The following is a 16,326-nucleotide window of genomic DNA, read 5'->3' as shown; positions in this document are numbered from 1 at the left end:
AGAATGGAAGGCTGGCAACGGGCTTTTGTCCTGCATAGTCGCCCCTGGAGCGAAACCAGCCTTCTACTTGATCTTTTTTCTGAAGAGTCCGGGCGCGTTCGTTTAATTGCGAAAGGAGCTCGTTCTCGCCGCTCTAATCTCAAAGGGACTCTACAACCCTTTACCCCTTTGCTGGTTCGCTGGGGCGGACGTGGTGAAGTTAAAACACTCCGTAGCGCCGAAGCTGTCTCTCTTGCACTTCCCTTGAGTGGTATCACGCTTTACAGCGGCCTGTACGTCAACGAGCTGATTTCACGCGTGCTGGAAGACGAAACCCGTTTCTCCGAATTATTCTTCGATTATCTCCACTGTATTCAGGCTCTCGCTGGAACGAGTGGTTCACCCGAACCTGCTTTACGCCGTTTTGAATTGGCTCTGCTTGGGCATCTGGGGTATGGCGTGGATTTTCTGCATTGCGCAGGAAGCGGCGAAGAAGTCAGCGACACCATGACCTATCGATACCGTGAAGAAAAAGGGTTTATCGCAAGCCTTGTTGTCGATCATTACAGTTTCACCGGCCATGAATTAAGAGCGCTTGCTAACCGTGAGTTTCCTGACGTCGCCACGTTGCGAGCAGCTAAACGCTTTACGCGTATGGCATTAAAACCCTATCTTGGCGGCAAACCTCTCAAAAGCCGCGAATTGTTCCGCCAGTTTGTGCCCAAAATTCGACCACTCAAATCACCTCAAGACCCGCAATAGCGCAAGGCCCGTAGCCACGCTTTCCTTACCCGGTGTAAACTGCCTCAACTAAAACCGTTCTGACCCCGAGGAAAGGCATGGCTGAATTACTGTTAGGCGTCAATATCGATCACATCGCAACTTTACGTAATGCGCGCGGTACGGCATACCCAGACCCAGTACAAGCAGCATTTATCTGTGAACAAGCTGGTGCTGATGGTATTACGGTTCACTTGCGTGAAGATCGCCGCCATATCACCGACCGTGATGTTCGTATCCTGCGTCAGACACTTGATACACGCATGAACCTGGAAATGGCTGTAACCGAAGAGATGATTGGTATTGCTTGCGAAACCAAACCTCATTTCTGCTGCCTGGTGCCGGAAAAACGCCAGGAAGTGACCACTGAAGGTGGTCTGGATGTTGCTGGTCAGCTGGATAAAATGCGTGATGCCTGCAAACGCCTGGCTGATGCCGGTATTCTGGTTTCCCTGTTTATTGATGCTGACCACGCGCAAATTGATGCGGCTGTCGCTGTTGGCGCGCCATATATCGAAATTCATACCGGTTGCTACGCAGATGCCGAAGACGAAGCGACTCAGGCCAAAGAACTGGCGCGTATTGCAGAAGCTGCCACTTACGCTGCTGGCAAAGGCCTGAAAGTGAATGCGGGACACGGTTTGACTTATCACAACGTGAAAGCCATTGCTCGCCTGCCAGAAATGCATGAGCTGAACATTGGTCACGCGATTATTGGCCGTGCGGTGATGAGTGGCTTGAAAGAGGCGGTTGCAGAAATGAAACGCCTGATGCAGGAAGCGCGTAGCTAATGGCGATTCTTGGCCTTGGCACCGACATCGTAGAGATAGCGCGTATTGAAGGCGTTATCTCGCGTTCCGGCGACCGCCTGGCAAAGCGTGTGCTCAGCGCCAACGAATGGTTGCAATATCAGGCGCACCAGCAACCGGTGCGCTTTCTTGCAAAACGTTTTGCGGTAAAAGAAGCGGCGGCTAAAGCGTTTGGCACCGGTATTCGTAACGGCCTGGCGTTTAACCAATTCGAAGTGTTTAACGATCCGTTGGGTAAGCCGCAGCTACGTTTTTGGGAAGAGGCGGAGCGAGTGGCGCAAAGAATGGGCGTGCGATCAGTACATGTTACGCTTGCCGATGAACGGCACTATGCGTGCGCAACAGTCATTATTGAGAGCTAAAGCTTGTCGGCGTGATGCAACTGAACAAATTTGTCCCACAGCTGCTCTTCGTTCTCAATGCGTGCCGGATCTTTGATGATGGTATTCGGGATCGGGCAGACTTTCTGGCAGGTTGGCGTTTCGTAATGCCCAACGCACTCGGTACAACGATCGGCGTTGATCTCATAAATACTATCGCCCATGGAAATTGCCTCGTTCGGGCACTCTGGCTCGCACATATCGCAGTTGATACATTTTTTAGTGATAAGTAGCGCCATGGGAAGATCTCGATAACATCAGAAACAGGGCGGGCATTATACGCCCAATCTCCGATCAAACCAGTTTTTTTACCAGTGCTTCACTGTGACGAATGCGCTTCGGTGCGTGCTCCAAGTCCCTCTGTACCAGTGCCATAAACAGTAAGTCGGTTAACATCATTTGCGCGCTGGTGGAGGAAATCGCCGAACTGCGTGTCGCCTGCTCTTCGGCGATGGTGTACAGGCACAGTGTCGCGCGTTGCTGTAAAGCATTTGGCGTAAAGCCCGTGATGGCAAGGATCTTCGCCCCAGTGCGCAGGGTTTCATCTGCCGCGAGGTTTATCTCACGCCGTTCACCAGAATAAGAAATCGCCAGTAATACATCGTCACTGCTTGAGGCTTGCGCCGTCGCAAGTAGCGCATGCATGTCTTGCTCAGCCACCGCGTTAATGCCGATTTTCATCAGCTTCCAGGCAAAATTCTTGGCAACCAGCCCGGATGCACCGATGCCAACTAGCAGAACGCGTCGCGCATTGCGCAGCATGTTCACGCTCGCCAGCAGCTTTTCTTCGCTGTTGACGTCAAGCGTTGCATGCATCGCCGCCATATTATCTTTGATCAGTTTCTCACCAACCAGGCGCAGCGGATCATCACCCAGAATAAGATTATGCACCGGGACTGATTGTGGTTGCTGGCCGCTGGCGAGAGCTTCACTGATGGCAAGTTTGAGGGCAGGGAAGCCTTTGAAACCTAATTTTTGGGAAAACTTAACTACGCTCGACTGGCTTACTCCGGCTTCAACAGCAAGCTGTTGCGAACTTAAATGACGGGCGTAGTCGGGTTTCTCCAGCAGAAAGTCGGCCAGTTTACGGTCACTCTGTGCAAGCGTTGAGTAGCGGCTTCGAATACGCAGTAAACAGTTCATGTCCTCTCCAGTCTGCCGGATCAATAATGTGAGCCGCTCCATAATAACGTAAATTACGCTCGCCTGAATGAATTTTATATTCCATTATGTGGAAACTTTAAGGAATTAAATATTCAAAGGTGCATGATGAATCTCGGCTCACTCGTTTCTGAAACTCGTAATCCACAAACAATGGATCTCGATTGCCTCTCAACGCTCGAAATGGTTGAGCGTTTTAATCAACAAGATGCGTTGGTGGCGGGGGCAGTTGAAAAAACATTGCCGGAAGTTGCCCTTGCCGTCGATGCCGCAAGTGAATCACTCAAGGCTGGCGGGCGTTTGATTTATATGGGCGCGGGAACCAGCGGGCGCCTTGGGGTTCTGGATGCCTCCGAATGCCCACCCACATTTGGTGTGCCACACGGTCTGGTGATTGGTTTAATTGCCGGAGGTCCTGGGGCATTGCTGAAAGCTGTCGAAGGTGCCGAAGACAATCAGCAATTGGGTGAAGACGACCTGAAAGCGTTAGACCTGACGGTTAACGATATGGTGGTTGGGCTTGCTGCATCAGGCCGTACGCCATACGTTATTGGCGGCCTGCGTTATGCCCGTAACCTCGGTTGCCGTACTGCTGCTATTTCCTGTAATCCGGGTTCCGCTATTGCGCTGGAAGCTGAAATTGCCATTTCTCCGGTCGTAGGCCCGGAAGCGTTGACCGGTTCCACTCGTCTGAAATCTGGCACTGCACAGAAGCTGGTACTGAATATGATTTCCACAGGCTCGATGGTCAAACTGGGCAAGGTCTACCAGAACCTGATGGTGGACATGAAAGCCACCAATATCAAGCTGGTAGACCGCGCCTGCCGTATTGTTGTTGAAGCGACCGGTGCCAGCCGTGAAGACGCAGAAAACGCCCTGAAACAAACGGATTATGAAGTTAAGCCCGCCATTCTCATGCTACTCACCGGTGTTGATGCTCAAACCGCGCAAGTGCGCCTGGCAGTTAGCCACGGTTACCTCCGCTCCGCCTTAAAATAAAGGTACTGAATCATGGATAAGACAGCGGCTCTGGCCAGTGAGATTTTGCTTGGCATCGGTGGGCAGGCAAACATCGCCCGTCTCGAAAACTGCATGACCCGCGTGCGGGTAGAAGTGAATGACGATGGACTGCTGGATATTGCTGGTCTGAAAAAACTGCCAGGTGTCAGCGGCTATGTGAAGCAGGGTGCGCAGCATCAACTGATTGTCGGGCCAGGGCGTGCCGCACAAGTGGTGGATGCCATGCGCGAGCTGCTGCAAAGCAATGGCCAGACTACCTCAAGTGAAGATGATATTGCGCAGAATAAGGCTCAGGCCAAAGCGCGTTACCAGGCGCCGATGAGCGAAGCGCTGCGTAAACTGGCAAACGTCTTTATTCCATTGATTCCGGCTTTTATTGCTTCCGGGCTGATTACCGGGATTATTAATATCCTCAAACGCCCGGATATTGTGGGTGACCTTGCAACCCAGTACCCGAACATTCTCGGCTTACTCGCCATCTTTGGTAGTGCGGTGTTTGCTATTATGAATATTCTGGTCGGCGTCAATGCCGCCAAAGTATTCGGTGGTTCGATGGCGATGGGTGGCGTGATGGCGGGGATACTTTCCAGCCCGCAACTCGCGCAAATCCACCTGTTTGGTGAAAACCTCCAGCCAGGTCGTGGCGGCGTTATCGCCGTGTTGCTGGTGGTGGCGTTGATGTGCTGGATTGAAAAACGTTTACGCAAGTTGTTGCCTGGTTCGATTGAGCTGATCCTCAATCCGCTTCTGACGACGCTCATTACTGCATCGATTGCGATTGTTGCTTTGCAGCCGTTAGGTGGCCTGATTTCTGACGCGATTGCTCACGGCGCAACAATGGCAATCGACAAACGTGGCCTGGTGGTTGGTGCAGTGCTTTCCGGTGCATTCTTGCCGTTGGTGCTTTCCGGTTTGCATCAGGGGTTGGTGCCCATTCATGTCGAGCTAATCCAGACTCATGGCCAGAACGCATTGCTGCCCATTCTGGCCATGGCAGGAGTCGGGCAAGTGGGTGCAGCTATCGCGGTCTTCATGAAAACGCGCAATCAGCGCCTGAAAAAACTTATCAAAGGGGCGTTGCCGGTCGGGCTGCTGGGTATTGGCGAACCGCTCATTTTTGGTGTGACTTTACCGCTGGGCAAGCCGTTTATCGGCGCGTGTTTGGGTGGTGCGGTTGGCGGGGCGCTGATCAGTTACTGGAAAGTGGCGACGGTTATTACATTTGGCATTTCAGGTTTGCCGCTGGCATTAACCATTGTTACCGGAAAAGTGATGCTCTATCTGTTAGGCTTTCTGATAGCGGTTATCGCAGGGTTCTTATTTACATGGTTTATGGGCTTTAACGATCCAGAGGAGTAACGTTTGACAACTCAGAGTGAGCGTCGGGTAGTATTTTTCGATTTAGATGGCACGCTGCATCAGCAGGATATGTTTGGCAGCTTCTTGCGCTACCTGCTGCGCCATCAACCACTCAATCTGTTACTTGTCATCCCGCTTTTGCCGGTGATCGGGGGCACGTTGCTGATTAAAGGGCGTGCCGCCCGCTGGCCGATGAGCCTGTTGCTGTGGGGCGCGACTTTCGGCCACAGTGAAAAGCGCCTCAAAGAGCTGGAAGCAAACTTCGTCACCTGGTTCCGTGGGCAAGTTACAGCTTTTCCGGTTGTGCAGCAGCGCCTTACCGATTATCTGACAAGTTCAGATGCTGATGTCTGGCTGATTACTGGCTCACCGCAACCGCTTGTTCAGCAGGTTTATTTCGATACGCCGTGGTTACCGAAAGTGAAGCTGATTGCCAGCCAAATCAAGCGTTCCCACGGTGGGTGGGTGCTCACATTACGCTGCCTTGGGCATGAAAAAGTCTCACAGCTGGAACAGCAAATCGGCACACCTTTGCAACTCTACAGTGGTTACAGCGACAGCAATCAGGACAACCCTCTGCTCTATTTTTGTCAGCACCGCTGGCGGGTTACGCCACAGGGTCAGTTACAGCAGCTCGAATAATTCCGTCTGGCATAACGACTGTGTATAATGCGCGCCCGAATATAGGCCGGAGAATCCCTTGTCAGAAAGCGAATTGAATCACGAACACTGGATGCGCCATGCGTTGACGCTTGCTCGCCGTGCGTGGGAAGAAGGTGAAGTTCCGGTCGGTGCAGTGTTGGTCCATAACAACCAGGTGATTGGTGAAGGTTGGAACCGCTCTATCGGGCGACACGATCCGACAGCACATGCTGAAATTATGGCGTTGCGTCAGGGCGGTTTGGTGCTGCAAAACTACCGTCTGCTGGAAACAACACTTTATGTCACCCTCGAACCGTGCGTTATGTGTGCAGGTGCGATGGTGCATGGACGTATCGGAAACCTGGTGTTTGGCGCGCGTGATGCTAAGACCGGGGCGATTGGATCTCTGATGGACGTGGTAGGGCATCCTGGTATGAATCACCAGGTTATGGTGACTGAGGGCGTACTGGCAGAAGAGTGCTCGGCAATGTTAAGTGCTTTTTTTCGAGCCCGCCGTCTGGAGAAAAAGGCCCTAAAGGAAAAGGCCCGTAGCTCGGAGTAGCAAGTTCTACAGGGGCTACCGCCGGGTAAGCTTCGGCATATTTTTCTTCTTGTGCCACCTGCTTCTCTTTTTCAAGCAAATATCCCGCAAGACTAATGTGATACTTACGGATATTTTCTACATAGGCATACGCTTCATGGCCACGGGCGTAACCATAAGTAGTTTTGCTGTAATACTGTTTTTGACTCAGTAACGGTAGCCGAGTTTTGACATCCGCCCAGCTGTCCGGGTTACCTTTCTGCTTCGCCGTAAGCTGACGGGCATCAAGCATGTGAGCATACCCCATGTTATATGCCGTCAGAGCAAACCAAATACGCTCTTCCTCTGGCACGCTATCAGGGACTTTTGACATCATATCTTTCAGATAACGACTCCCACCTTCAATGCTTTGCTCTGGGTCTAACCGGTCAGTAACACCGAGACTTTGTGCGGTGTTTTTGGTCAGCATCATAAGCCCGCGCACACCAGTTGGTGAGGTGGCCTGATCATCCCAGTGCGATTCCTGATACGAAATCGCCGCCAGCAAACGCCAGTCTATTTCAGTGGCATATTTTTCGAATAACGGCTGAAACGTTGGTAGCACGGTATCAACCGCTTTTAGGAAGGTACGTGTATCTACGTAGTCAAAATCCCCAACGTGACCGAGATATTTCTCTTCAAGACGCGCAAAGGTGCCATCGCTATTAAGGCGGTTATAGAAATCGAGTAGAGCCGCGGAAAGGCTATCATCATTATCTAACGTGCTAAACCAGGTGACCGGCTGCTCGTCGGTCACATCCAGAGCGACAGCAAGCTGTGGATGGACGCGTTGGAAGGTGCTGATGGCAACAGAGTCTGCAATGGTAAAGGCAATCTCTCCATCAACCACTTTTTGCATCAGTTCAGTGCTGCTGTGTTGATCATCAACTCGCCAGCTTAAATCCGGGAATTTTTCTGCTTTCAGCTTGTTCAAAGCATTCAGTGAAGTTACGCCTGGCGACAGTACAAGCTGGTTATCTTTGACACCTGCCAGCGTTTTGGGGCGTGGGCTCCCGATGCGATAAACCATCTGCTGGGAAACTGAATAGTATGCCGGGCCAGCCTGGTAACGCTGACCGCGTTGCGCGTTATAGACCAGTCCTGCCGCAATCACATCGGCATCGTTATTATCAATGTCATCAAACAGTTCCTGGATATTCGGACGAACAGTGACTTCCAGCTTCACGCCAAGATAGTCAGCAAACTGCTGAGCCAACTCGTAATCAAGGCCTATTTTTTTGCCTTGATAAAGGGTGTAGGTCAGCGGTGACTCAATAGTACTGACGCGCAAAACCCCCCGCGATTGAATAGCGGCGATACGGTTTTCGGTTTGTCCGAACCAGGGTATGGAGGGCCAGAGCGCCACTGCCAGCAACACGGTTACGGCACCGATGAGCAGATAATTAATCTTAAATCTTTTCAAATAGTTAATCTTCTGCGGTGCGTCGAGTCTTCGCTAACAACAGGCTTCAAAAGTTGAGGTTATACAAAAAGGTGTGGCGCATTTTGCTTAACAAAACGCCACCGCGCAACTTATTCAACATTTCTGGCTGAATTTTAAGCAATGAAAAGTAATCCACTTATTTATACGCAAACGGTTTCGTCACGGCGATGGATTATCTATAATGGCGCCCGTTTTCCCCTTGCGCCCACTGAAGCGTCCCCCTGGCGTTTCGAAGACGAGAGATCTTTGATGATGGAAATTCTGCGTGGTTCGCCCGCTTTATCGGCATTTCGTATTAACAAATTACTGGCCCGCTTTAATGACGCCAACCTTCCGGTCAGCGACATTTATGCCGAGTATGTTCACTTTGCCGATCTCGACGCGCAGCTCGACTCTGATGAGCACGCCCGTCTGCAACGGTTGTTGAAATATGGTCCAACCCTTGCCGACCACGCCCCGACAGGCCACCTGATTCTGGTAACGCCGCGTCCTGGTACCATCTCACCCTGGTCCTCTAAAGCGACTGATATTGCCCATAATTGCGACCTGGCGAAAGTTAAGCGCCTGGAACGTGGCGTGGCATATTACGTCACTGCAAGCCAACTGACCGACGCACAGCGCCAGGACGTTGCCACATTGCTGCATGACCGCATGATGGAAAGCGTATTTGGTTCTCTTGATGATGCACAGCAGTTGTTCTCTCATCACACGCCTGCGCCGGTGCAAAGTGTTGACCTGCTCACACAAGGTCGCGAAGCACTGGTTGAAGCCAACATCCGTTTAGGGCTGGCTTTAGCAGAAGATGAAATCGACTACTTGCAGGATGCGTTCACCAAACTGGGGCGCAACCCGAACGACATCGAGCTGTATATGTTCGCGCAGGCTAACTCCGAACATTGCCGCCACAAAATTTTCAACGCCGACTGGATTATCGACGGCGTAGAGCAGCCTAAATCGCTGTTCAAAATGATTAAAAACACCTTCGAGAAAACGCCTGACTACGTGTTATCTGCCTATAAAGATAACGCCGCAGTGATGGAAGGCTCACAGGTAGGGCGCTTCTTTGCCGACCACGAAGCGGGCCGTTACGACTATCACCAGGAAGATGCGCACATCCTGATGAAAGTTGAAACCCACAACCACCCAACAGCCATTTCCCCATGGCCGGGTGCTGCGACCGGTTCCGGTGGCGAAATCCGTGATGAAGGTGCGACGGGCCGTGGTGCTAAACCGAAAGCGGGCCTGGTTGGTTTCTCCGTTTCAAACTTGCGTATCCCTGGTTTTGAACAGCCGTGGGAAGAAGATTTTGGCAAGCCGGACCGTATTGTTACCGCGCTGGACATCATGACTGACGGCCCTCTGGGTGGTGCGGCGTTTAACAACGAATTCGGTCGCCCGGCTCTGACTGGCTACTTCCGTACTTACGAAGAGAAAGTAAACAGCCATAACGGCGAAGAATTACGCGGTTACCACAAGCCAATCATGCTGGCGGGTGGTATCGGAAACATTCGTGCTGACCACGTTCAGAAAGGCGTAATTACCGTAGGCGCGAAACTTATCGTGCTCGGTGGCCCATCAATGAACATTGGTCTGGGTGGCGGCGCTGCATCCTCTATGGCATCCGGTCAGTCCGATGCGGATCTGGATTTTGCATCCGTACAGCGTGACAACCCAGAAATGGAACGCCGCTGCCAGGAAGTTATCGACCGCTGTTGGGAGTTGGGTGATGCCAACCCAATTCTGTTTATCCACGATGTGGGCGCGGGTGGTCTTTCCAACGCAATGCCTGAACTGGTGAGCGACGGTGGGCGCGGTGGCCGTTTCGAACTGCGTGATATTCTGAACGACGAGCCGGGTATGAGCCCGCTGGAAGTGTGGTGTAACGAATCCCAGGAGCGTTATGTTCTGGCGGTTGCTCCAGACCAGTTGCCGCTGTTTGACGAGCTGTGCCGCCGTGAACGTGCGCCATATGCCGTTATCGGCGAAGCCACCGAAGAAAAACACCTGACGCTTAACGACAACCATTTCGACAACCAGCCGATTGATATGCCGCTGGACGTGCTGCTCGGCAAAACGCCGAAAATGGAACGTAACGTTGAAACCCTGAAAGCGAAGGGCGATGCGCTGGATTGCCGCCATATCACGATTGCTGATGCGGTAAACCGTGTGCTGCATTTGCCAACGGTTGCAGAAAAAACTTTCCTCGTGACTATCGGTGACCGTTCGGTGACCGGCATGGTTGCTCGCGACCAGATGGTTGGCCCGTGGCAGATCCCGGTTGCCAACTGTGCGGTCACCACGGCAAGCCTCGATAGCTACTACGGCGAAGCGATGTCTCTGGGCGAACGCGCACCTGTTGCGCTGCTCGATTTCGCAGCATCGGGCCGCCTGGCTGTGGGTGAAGCACTGACTAACATTGCAGCTACGCAAATCGGCGCGTTAAATCGTATTAAACTTTCTGCTAACTGGATGTCTGCTGCGGGTCACCCGGGTGAAGACGCTGGTCTTTATGAAGCGGTAAAAGCGGTGGGTGAAGAGCTTTGCCCAACGCTTGGCCTGACCATTCCGGTCGGCAAAGATTCTATGTCGATGAAAACCCGCTGGCAGGAGGGCACCGAGCAACGCGAGATGACCTCTCCGCTGTCGCTGGTTATCACCGCATTTGCCCGTGTTGAAGATGTTCGCCGTACTGTTACGCCACAGTTGCAAACTGAAGACAACGCCTTGTTGCTTATCGATTTAGGCGTTGGCCACAACGCGCTGGGTGCCACTGCGCTGTCTCAGGTATACCGCCAACTGGGCGACAAACCTGCTGACGTTCGCAGCGCTGAGCAGCTTAAAGGCTTCTTTAACGCGATTCAGGCGCTGGTGGTTGAGCAGAAACTGCTGGCTTACCACGACCGTTCTGACGGCGGCCTGCTAGTGACGCTGGCAGAGATGGCATTTGCTGGTCACTGTGGCGTGGAAGCGGATATCGCCACAATGGGTAGCGACCATCTGGCGGCCCTCTTTAATGAAGAGTTAGGTGCAGTAATCCAGGTTAAAGCGGCAGATCGCGTAGCGGTTGAGAAAACACTGGCAGACCACGGCCTGGCAGATTGCGTTCATTTCCTCGGTAAAGCTGTTGTGGGTGACCGTTTCACGCTGACCGCTGATAAGCACGCGGTGTTTAGCGAAAGCCGCACCACGCTTCGTATGTGGTGGGCAGAAACCACATGGCAGATGCAGCGCCTGCGTGATAACCCAGAATGTGCCGATCAAGAGCATGAAGCGAAAGCCAATGACAACGATCCTGGCCTGAACGTTAAGCTCAGCTTCGACATCAAAGAAGATATCGCGGCACCGTTTATCGCTAAAGGTGCACGTCCAAAAGTTGCTGTACTGCGCGAGCAGGGTGTTAACTCTCACGTTGAAATGGCGGCAGCCTTCCACCGTGCGGGCTTTGATGCCATCGACGTGCATATGAGTGATTTGCTGGCGGGTCGCCGTGGTCTGGACGATTTCCAGGCGCTGGTGGCGTGTGGCGGCTTCTCTTATGGTGACGTGTTGGGTGCAGGTGAAGGCTGGGCGAAGTCCATTCTCTTTAACTCACGTGTCCGTGACGAGTTCGAAACCTTCTTCCACCGTCCGCAAACCCTGGCTCTGGGCGTGTGTAACGGTTGCCAGATGATGTCGAACTTGCGTGAACTGATTCCGGGCAGCGACCTGTGGCCACGCTTTGTGCGTAACCATTCAGACCGCTTTGAAGCGCGCTTCAGCCTGGTTGAAGTGACTTCAAGCCCGTCGCTGCTGCTGCAAGGCATGGTCGGTTCGCATATGCCAATCGCGGTTTCTCACGGCGAAGGGCATGTGGAAGTGCGCGATGCGGCACATCTTGCGGCGCTTGAAAGCAAAGGCCTGGTGGCGCTGCGCTTTATCGACAACTTCGGCAAGGTCACGCAGAACTACCCGGCAAACCCGAATGGTTCGCCAAATGGTATTACTGCGGTCACCAACGAAAGCGGGCGCGTCACGATTATGATGCCGCACCCGGAGCGTGTGTTCCGTACTGTTAGCAACTCCTGGCACCCAGCCGAGTGGGGCGAAGATAGCCCGTGGATGCGTATTTTCCGCAATGCGCGTAAGCAACTTGGTTAAGCTCTAATAGAATCCCTGCTACGGCAGGGATTTTTTTGTCACTAAAACCCGACATTCACTATTTTTACTGTCTCCAAATGGAGACGTTTAACTTGTTGATTTTAAAGGTGTGTGAGATGGGGTTCTTATGGTGTTGCTGAATAGCGACAGTGTGTGCAAAAAATAGCCTGCATCATTCATGTGTGTTATAGCAAATAAACATAATAGAAACATTGGTATATATAACTTGTAGCAACTGTGGCACATATAATGCATAATACTGCGCAGTGGCTCATTCACCTCCTTATGTCTGCCCCCGCAAGGGTTGTGCTACATAAACCATAGAATGATGCACTCAAGGTGCCTGCCGTCCGACTTTTGATTATTGCCAGTCTTGTACTGCTTTATCATGCTCCGGGCGAAACGTTGAGTAAGGCACCGCCTGATTCCAAAACAAAGGCAGAGATTATTCTCTGCCTTTGTTGTTTCTGCGTTCAAGACTTTAAACTCCCGCCAATCCCCGCTAGCATCAAATTATCCAGAATCCCAATGAGATAAGTCTATTGAACCAGTGGCATTTTTTCCCGCGATCCTTACGTCAGCTCGTCATGATGGCCTTTTTGCTGGTGCTGGTTCCGCTGTTGGTTCTGGCATGGCAAGCGTGGCAAAGCCTTAATGCGCTCAGCGACCAGGCTGCGTTAACAAATCGCACCACGCTGGTGGATGCTCGCCGCAGTGAAGCTATGACAAATGTTGCTCTGGAAATGGAACGTAGTTATCGCCAATATTGTGTGCTGGATGATGCAACGCTTGAGACTGTCTACCAGGGGCAGCGTAAGCGTTACACGCAAATGCTTGAAGCGCATGCCGGAGTTTTGCCTGATAACCATCTTTATAAAGACCTCAGCCAGTCGTTAACAGACCTTGCCAATATACAATGCAAAAATAGCGGCCCAGATACCGCTGCTGCTGCACACCTTGAAAACTTCGCGGCCAAAAATGCTGAAATGGTACAAGCGACGCGCGCGGTGGTGTTTTCCCGTGGACAGCAACTTCAACAAGAGATTGCCGAGCGCGGACAGTTTTTTGGCTGGCAGGCGCTGGTGTTATTCCTGCTGAGCTTTGCATTGGTCATTATCTTTACGCGCATGATTATCGGCCCGGTTAAAGGTATCGAGAAGATGATTAATTTACTCGGTGAAGGGCGTTCATTAGGTAATTCGGTGTTGTTTAAAGGGCCGAGTGAACTACGTTCTGTTGGGCAGCGAATTGTCTGGCTCAGTGAGCGTCTTTCCTGGCTTGAATCCCAGCGCCACGAATTTTTGCGCCATATTTCCCATGAATTAAAAACACCGCTAGCCAGTATGCGTGAAGGTACCGAATTGCTTGCCGATCAGGTTGTTGGGCCGCTGACCAACGATCAAAAAGAGGTGGTGGAAATTCTTGATAATAGTAGCCGCCACTTACAAAAATTGATTGAGCAGTTACTGGATTACAACCGTAAACTGGCCGATGTCCCACTCGAGATGGGTAAAGTTGAATTGGCACCGCTGGTGGATGTCATTATCGCCGCTCACAGTTTGCCTGCGCGGGCTAAAATGATGCGTACCGAGTGTGATATTAGCCCGGTTGCTTGCCTGGCTGAGCCGATGTTGTTAATGAGCGTGCTGGATAATCTCTATTCCAATGCGGTGCACTATGGGTCTGAATCCGGTACCATTTATCTACGAAGCTCGCAGGTGGGTCACTTGCTCTTTATTGATGTCTGTAACACAGGCGACCCCATTCCGTCCGCGGAGCGAGAGATGATCTTTGAACCTTTTTATCAGGGAAGCCATCAGCGTAAAGGTGCAGTTAAAGGTAGCGGCCTGGGATTGAGTATCGCCCAGGATTGTATCCGTCGTATGCATGGCGAATTGCACCTGATTGATGATGAAACGGCAGATGTCTGCTTCCGAATCGAGTTACCTGTCTTTCCCGAGAACAAATAAAAAATGAAAGCGACTATTTTTCACGTGTTGCGTAACGGCTTAATCCCATGCCTACGCAGCCCAGTTTCAATTCGCCCGCTGTCCGCATTACTTGTGCCATTACTACTGGCGAGTTGTGTTCAGAGTACTGTGCCGAAAGATGTTAAACACCCACAACTAGCAGAAGAGCCGGAACAGCAACTGGCCGATTACTTGTCTACGGATTGTGAGGATATCTGGCAAAATCAGAGCCACGACTCAATGAGTAACCCTCTGTATTGGCTTCGGGCGATGGACTGCGCAGAACGTTTAGCGCCGATTCAGGCGCGAGCTGAAGCACGCCGCTGGCCATCTGATAGTTGGCCCGACACGTTCAAAAGAGGGATTTTGTTGGCGAATGCCAAAATTAGCCCAACCGAGCGCCGCCGTTACATGGTTAAGCTGGATGCGATGACGACAGAAGTGCCTTCACAGGTGCGCTCGTTATTCCAGGTGTGGCGTGATGGGCAAGCGTCGTTACTGGCGCTGTCAGATGAACGTACCCGCTACAGCAAATTACAACAGTCGTCAGACAACGAGCTGGATACGTTGCGTGAACAACAGCAACGCCTCAGAGGCCAGCTAAGCCTGACGACTCGCAAACTAGAAAACCTGACGGACATCGAACGCCAGCTTTCCAGCCGCAAACCTGCCGGTGCCGAATTGCCGGACAATACCAAACCCGCGCAGGAGGCGAAACCATGACGCAACGTAAACCCGCCAGATTACTGCTGGTTGATGACGATCCGGGCCTGCTTAAACTTCTCGGTATGCGCCTGACCAGTGAAGGTTATACCGTTTCCACTGCGGAAAGTGGTGCTGAAGGGTTGCGTCTCCTGGGGCGAGAAAAAATCGACTTAGTGATTAGCGACCTGCGGATGGATGAGATGGATGGCATGGCGCTATTTGCCGAAATCCAGAAAGCACAACCGGGAATGCCGGTTATCATTCTTACCGCTCACGGTTCTATTCCTGATGCCGTGGCTGCAACACAGCAGGGCGTGTTTAGTTTCTTGACGAAACCGGTTGATAAAGATGCGCTCTACAAGGCGATTGACGATGCTCTCGAGCATACAGTCACTGCCGGTGATGATATGTGGCGCGACACTATTGTTACACGCAGCCCGACGATGCTGCGCTTGTTGGATCAGGCGCGCATGGTGGCCCAGTCGGATGTCAGCGTGCTGATTAACGGGCAAAGCGGAACCGGCAAAGAGATCCTTGCGCAGGCCATTCACAACGCCAGTCCGCGCAGCAAGAAGGCATTTATCGCTATTAACTGTGGAGCATTACCAGAACAGTTGCTGGAATCTGAACTGTTTGGCCATTCGCGTGGTGCCTTTACCGGTGCAGTCAGCAGCAGAGAAGGGCTGTTCCAGGCCGCAGAAGGCGGAACGTTATTCCTTGATGAAATTGGTGATATGCCGATTCCCTTGCAGGTCAAATTACTGCGCGTGTTGCAGGAGCGCAAAGTGCGTCCGCTAGGCAGCAACCGTGATCTCGATATTGATGTGCGTATTCTCTCTGCCACCCACCGTGATTTACCCAAAGCGATGGAGCGCGGTGAGTTCCGTGAAGATTTGTTCTACCGTCTCAATGTGGTGAGCCTGAAGATCCCGGCGCTGCAAGAACGCGCGGAAGATGTGCCTTTACTGGCAAATCATTTATTGCGCCAGTCTGCCGATCGCCATAAGCCGTTTGTGCGCAGTTTTTCGACCGACGCCATGAAGCGCCTGATGGCGGCAAGTTGGCCTGGCAACGTGCGCCAGTTGGTTAACGTGATTGAACAGTGCGTAGCTTTGACATCCGCTCCCGTTATCAGCGAGGCGCTGGTTCAGCAGGCTCTGGAAGGTGAGAATACTGCGCTGCCTACTTTCGTTGAAGCACGTAACCAGTTCGAGCTGAACTATCTGCGAAAATTGCTGCAAATGACCAAAGGTAATGTTACCCAGGCCGCGCGCGTAGCGGGGCGTAACCGTACTGAATTCTACAAATTACTCTCAAGGCATGAACTCGATGCCAATGACTTTAAAGAGTAGTTTGTGGT

The 16,326-nt window shown here is 52.1% G+C and carries 14 protein-coding genes; 11 read left to right on the top strand and 3 right to left on the bottom strand.

Going from position 1 to position 16,326, the window contains the following annotated elements:
* Positions 1 to 3: 3 nt before the first annotated feature.
* The 3 genes from recO to acpS all read left to right on the top strand — a co-directional run bounded on the left by recO (position 4) and on the right by acpS (position 1,930).
* On the top strand, positions 4 to 741 hold the full coding sequence (gene recO / locus M977_RS05950) for a DNA repair protein RecO (RefSeq protein WP_034459297.1): 738 nt from the start codon (positions 4 to 6) through the stop codon (positions 739 to 741).
* A gap of 77 nt (positions 742 to 818) precedes the next feature.
* Entirely contained in the window at positions 819 to 1,550 is a 732-nt protein-coding gene (gene pdxJ, locus M977_RS05945) for a pyridoxine 5'-phosphate synthase (protein WP_064513118.1), read from the top strand.
* A complete protein-coding gene (acpS, locus tag M977_RS05940) occupies positions 1,550 to 1,930 on the top strand; it encodes a holo-ACP synthase (protein ID WP_064513117.1) in 381 nt (126 codons plus the stop codon). Before pdxJ ends, acpS begins: the two co-directional genes overlap by 1 nt.
* Here the strand turns inward: acpS and M977_RS05935 are convergent.
* Complete coding sequence (locus M977_RS05935; protein ID WP_064513115.1) at positions 1,927 to 2,187, bottom strand: YfhL family 4Fe-4S dicluster ferredoxin; 261 nt, start codon at positions 2,185 to 2,187, stop codon at positions 1,927 to 1,929. The two genes, acpS and M977_RS05935, sit on opposite strands and share 4 nt — an antisense overlap.
* Positions 2,188 to 2,242: 55 nt before the next feature.
* Positions 2,243 to 3,091, bottom strand: coding sequence for a MurR/RpiR family transcriptional regulator (locus tag M977_RS05930; protein WP_064513114.1), 849 nt, complete (start codon positions 3,089 to 3,091; stop codon positions 2,243 to 2,245).
* Between the two features lie 126 nt (positions 3,092 to 3,217).
* Here M977_RS05930 and murQ point away from each other — a divergent pair, with 126 nt between their 5' ends.
* Genes murQ through tadA form a run of 4 tightly spaced genes read left to right on the top strand, consistent with a single transcriptional unit; the run spans position 3,218 to position 6,692 of the window.
* The gene (gene murQ, locus M977_RS05925) at positions 3,218 to 4,108 is read left to right on the top strand and encodes an N-acetylmuramic acid 6-phosphate etherase (RefSeq protein ID WP_064513171.1); all 891 of its coding nucleotides are present in this window, start codon (positions 3,218 to 3,220) and stop codon (positions 4,106 to 4,108) included.
* A 12-nt stretch (positions 4,109 to 4,120) separates the two neighbouring features.
* Positions 4,121 to 5,488, top strand: coding sequence for a PTS transporter subunit EIIC (locus M977_RS05920; RefSeq protein WP_064513111.1), 1,368 nt, complete (start codon positions 4,121 to 4,123; stop codon positions 5,486 to 5,488).
* Between the two features lie 3 nt (positions 5,489 to 5,491).
* A complete protein-coding gene (gene yfhb / locus M977_RS05915) occupies positions 5,492 to 6,130 on the top strand; it encodes a phosphatidylglycerophosphatase C (RefSeq protein ID WP_064513110.1) in 639 nt (212 codons plus the stop codon).
* Between the two features lie 58 nt (positions 6,131 to 6,188).
* The gene (tadA, locus tag M977_RS24250; RefSeq protein ID WP_074391991.1) at positions 6,189 to 6,692 is read left to right on the top strand and encodes a tRNA adenosine(34) deaminase TadA; all 504 of its coding nucleotides are present in this window, start codon (positions 6,189 to 6,191) and stop codon (positions 6,690 to 6,692) included.
* Here the strand turns inward: tadA and mltF are convergent.
* Entirely contained in the window at positions 6,577 to 8,133 is a 1,557-nt protein-coding gene (mltF, locus tag M977_RS05910; protein ID WP_064513108.1) for a membrane-bound lytic murein transglycosylase MltF, read from the bottom strand. The two genes, tadA and mltF, sit on opposite strands and share 116 nt — an antisense overlap.
* Before the next feature lie 270 nt (positions 8,134 to 8,403).
* On the opposite strand from mltF, the gene purL reads away from it, so the two are divergent.
* From purL to glrR, 4 genes are all read left to right on the top strand, one after another.
* Positions 8,404 to 12,291: a phosphoribosylformylglycinamidine synthase gene (gene purL / locus M977_RS05905; protein WP_064513106.1), complete on the top strand. Its 3,888-nt coding sequence runs from the start codon at positions 8,404 to 8,406 to the stop codon at positions 12,289 to 12,291.
* 587 nt (positions 12,292 to 12,878) lie between these two features.
* A complete protein-coding gene (locus tag M977_RS05900; protein WP_422569696.1) occupies positions 12,879 to 14,261 on the top strand; it encodes a sensor histidine kinase in 1,383 nt (460 codons plus the stop codon).
* Between the two features lie 3 nt (positions 14,262 to 14,264).
* Entirely contained in the window at positions 14,265 to 14,984 is a 720-nt protein-coding gene (qseG, locus tag M977_RS05895; RefSeq protein WP_064513102.1) for a two-component system QseEF-associated lipoprotein QseG, read from the top strand.
* Positions 14,981 to 16,318, top strand: coding sequence for a two-component system response regulator GlrR (glrR, locus tag M977_RS05890; RefSeq protein ID WP_064513100.1), 1,338 nt, complete (start codon positions 14,981 to 14,983; stop codon positions 16,316 to 16,318). Before qseG ends, glrR begins: the two co-directional genes overlap by 4 nt.
* Positions 16,319 to 16,326: the final 8 nt, after the last annotated feature.

Origin of the sequence: Buttiauxella gaviniae ATCC 51604, from assembly GCF_001654835.1 — a bacterium.
Classification (GTDB): domain Bacteria; phylum Pseudomonadota; class Gammaproteobacteria; order Enterobacterales; family Enterobacteriaceae; genus Buttiauxella; species Buttiauxella gaviniae.
Note: the sequence above shows the minus strand (reverse complement) of the source record. Positions and strands in the feature narration are given on the sequence as shown.

What these genes read in the sequence shown, in the direction of transcription:
- M977_RS05920 (WP_064513111.1), top strand. Translation starts at nt 4,121, where the DNA reads ATGGATAAGACAGCGGCTCTGGCCAGTGAGATTTTGCTTGGCATCGGT.
- recO (WP_034459297.1), top strand. Translation starts at nt 4, where the DNA reads ATGGAAGGCTGGCAACGGGCTTTTGTCCTGCATAGTCGCCCCTGGAGC.
- M977_RS05930 (WP_064513114.1), bottom strand. Translation starts at nt 3,091, where the DNA reads ATGAACTGTTTACTGCGTATTCGAAGCCGCTACTCAACGCTTGCACAG.
- glrR (WP_064513100.1), top strand. Translation starts at nt 14,981, where the DNA reads ATGACGCAACGTAAACCCGCCAGATTACTGCTGGTTGATGACGATCCG.
- pdxJ (WP_064513118.1), top strand. Translation starts at nt 819, where the DNA reads ATGGCTGAATTACTGTTAGGCGTCAATATCGATCACATCGCAACTTTA.
- acpS (WP_064513117.1), top strand. Translation starts at nt 1,550, where the DNA reads ATGGCGATTCTTGGCCTTGGCACCGACATCGTAGAGATAGCGCGTATT.
- qseG (WP_064513102.1), top strand. Translation starts at nt 14,265, where the DNA reads ATGAAAGCGACTATTTTTCACGTGTTGCGTAACGGCTTAATCCCATGC.
- purL (WP_064513106.1), top strand. Translation starts at nt 8,404, where the DNA reads ATGATGGAAATTCTGCGTGGTTCGCCCGCTTTATCGGCATTTCGTATT.
- M977_RS05935 (WP_064513115.1), bottom strand. Translation starts at nt 2,187, where the DNA reads ATGGCGCTACTTATCACTAAAAAATGTATCAACTGCGATATGTGCGAG.
- M977_RS05900 (WP_422569696.1), top strand. Translation starts at nt 12,879, where the DNA reads ATGATGGCCTTTTTGCTGGTGCTGGTTCCGCTGTTGGTTCTGGCATGG.
- murQ (WP_064513171.1), top strand. Translation starts at nt 3,218, where the DNA reads ATGAATCTCGGCTCACTCGTTTCTGAAACTCGTAATCCACAAACAATG.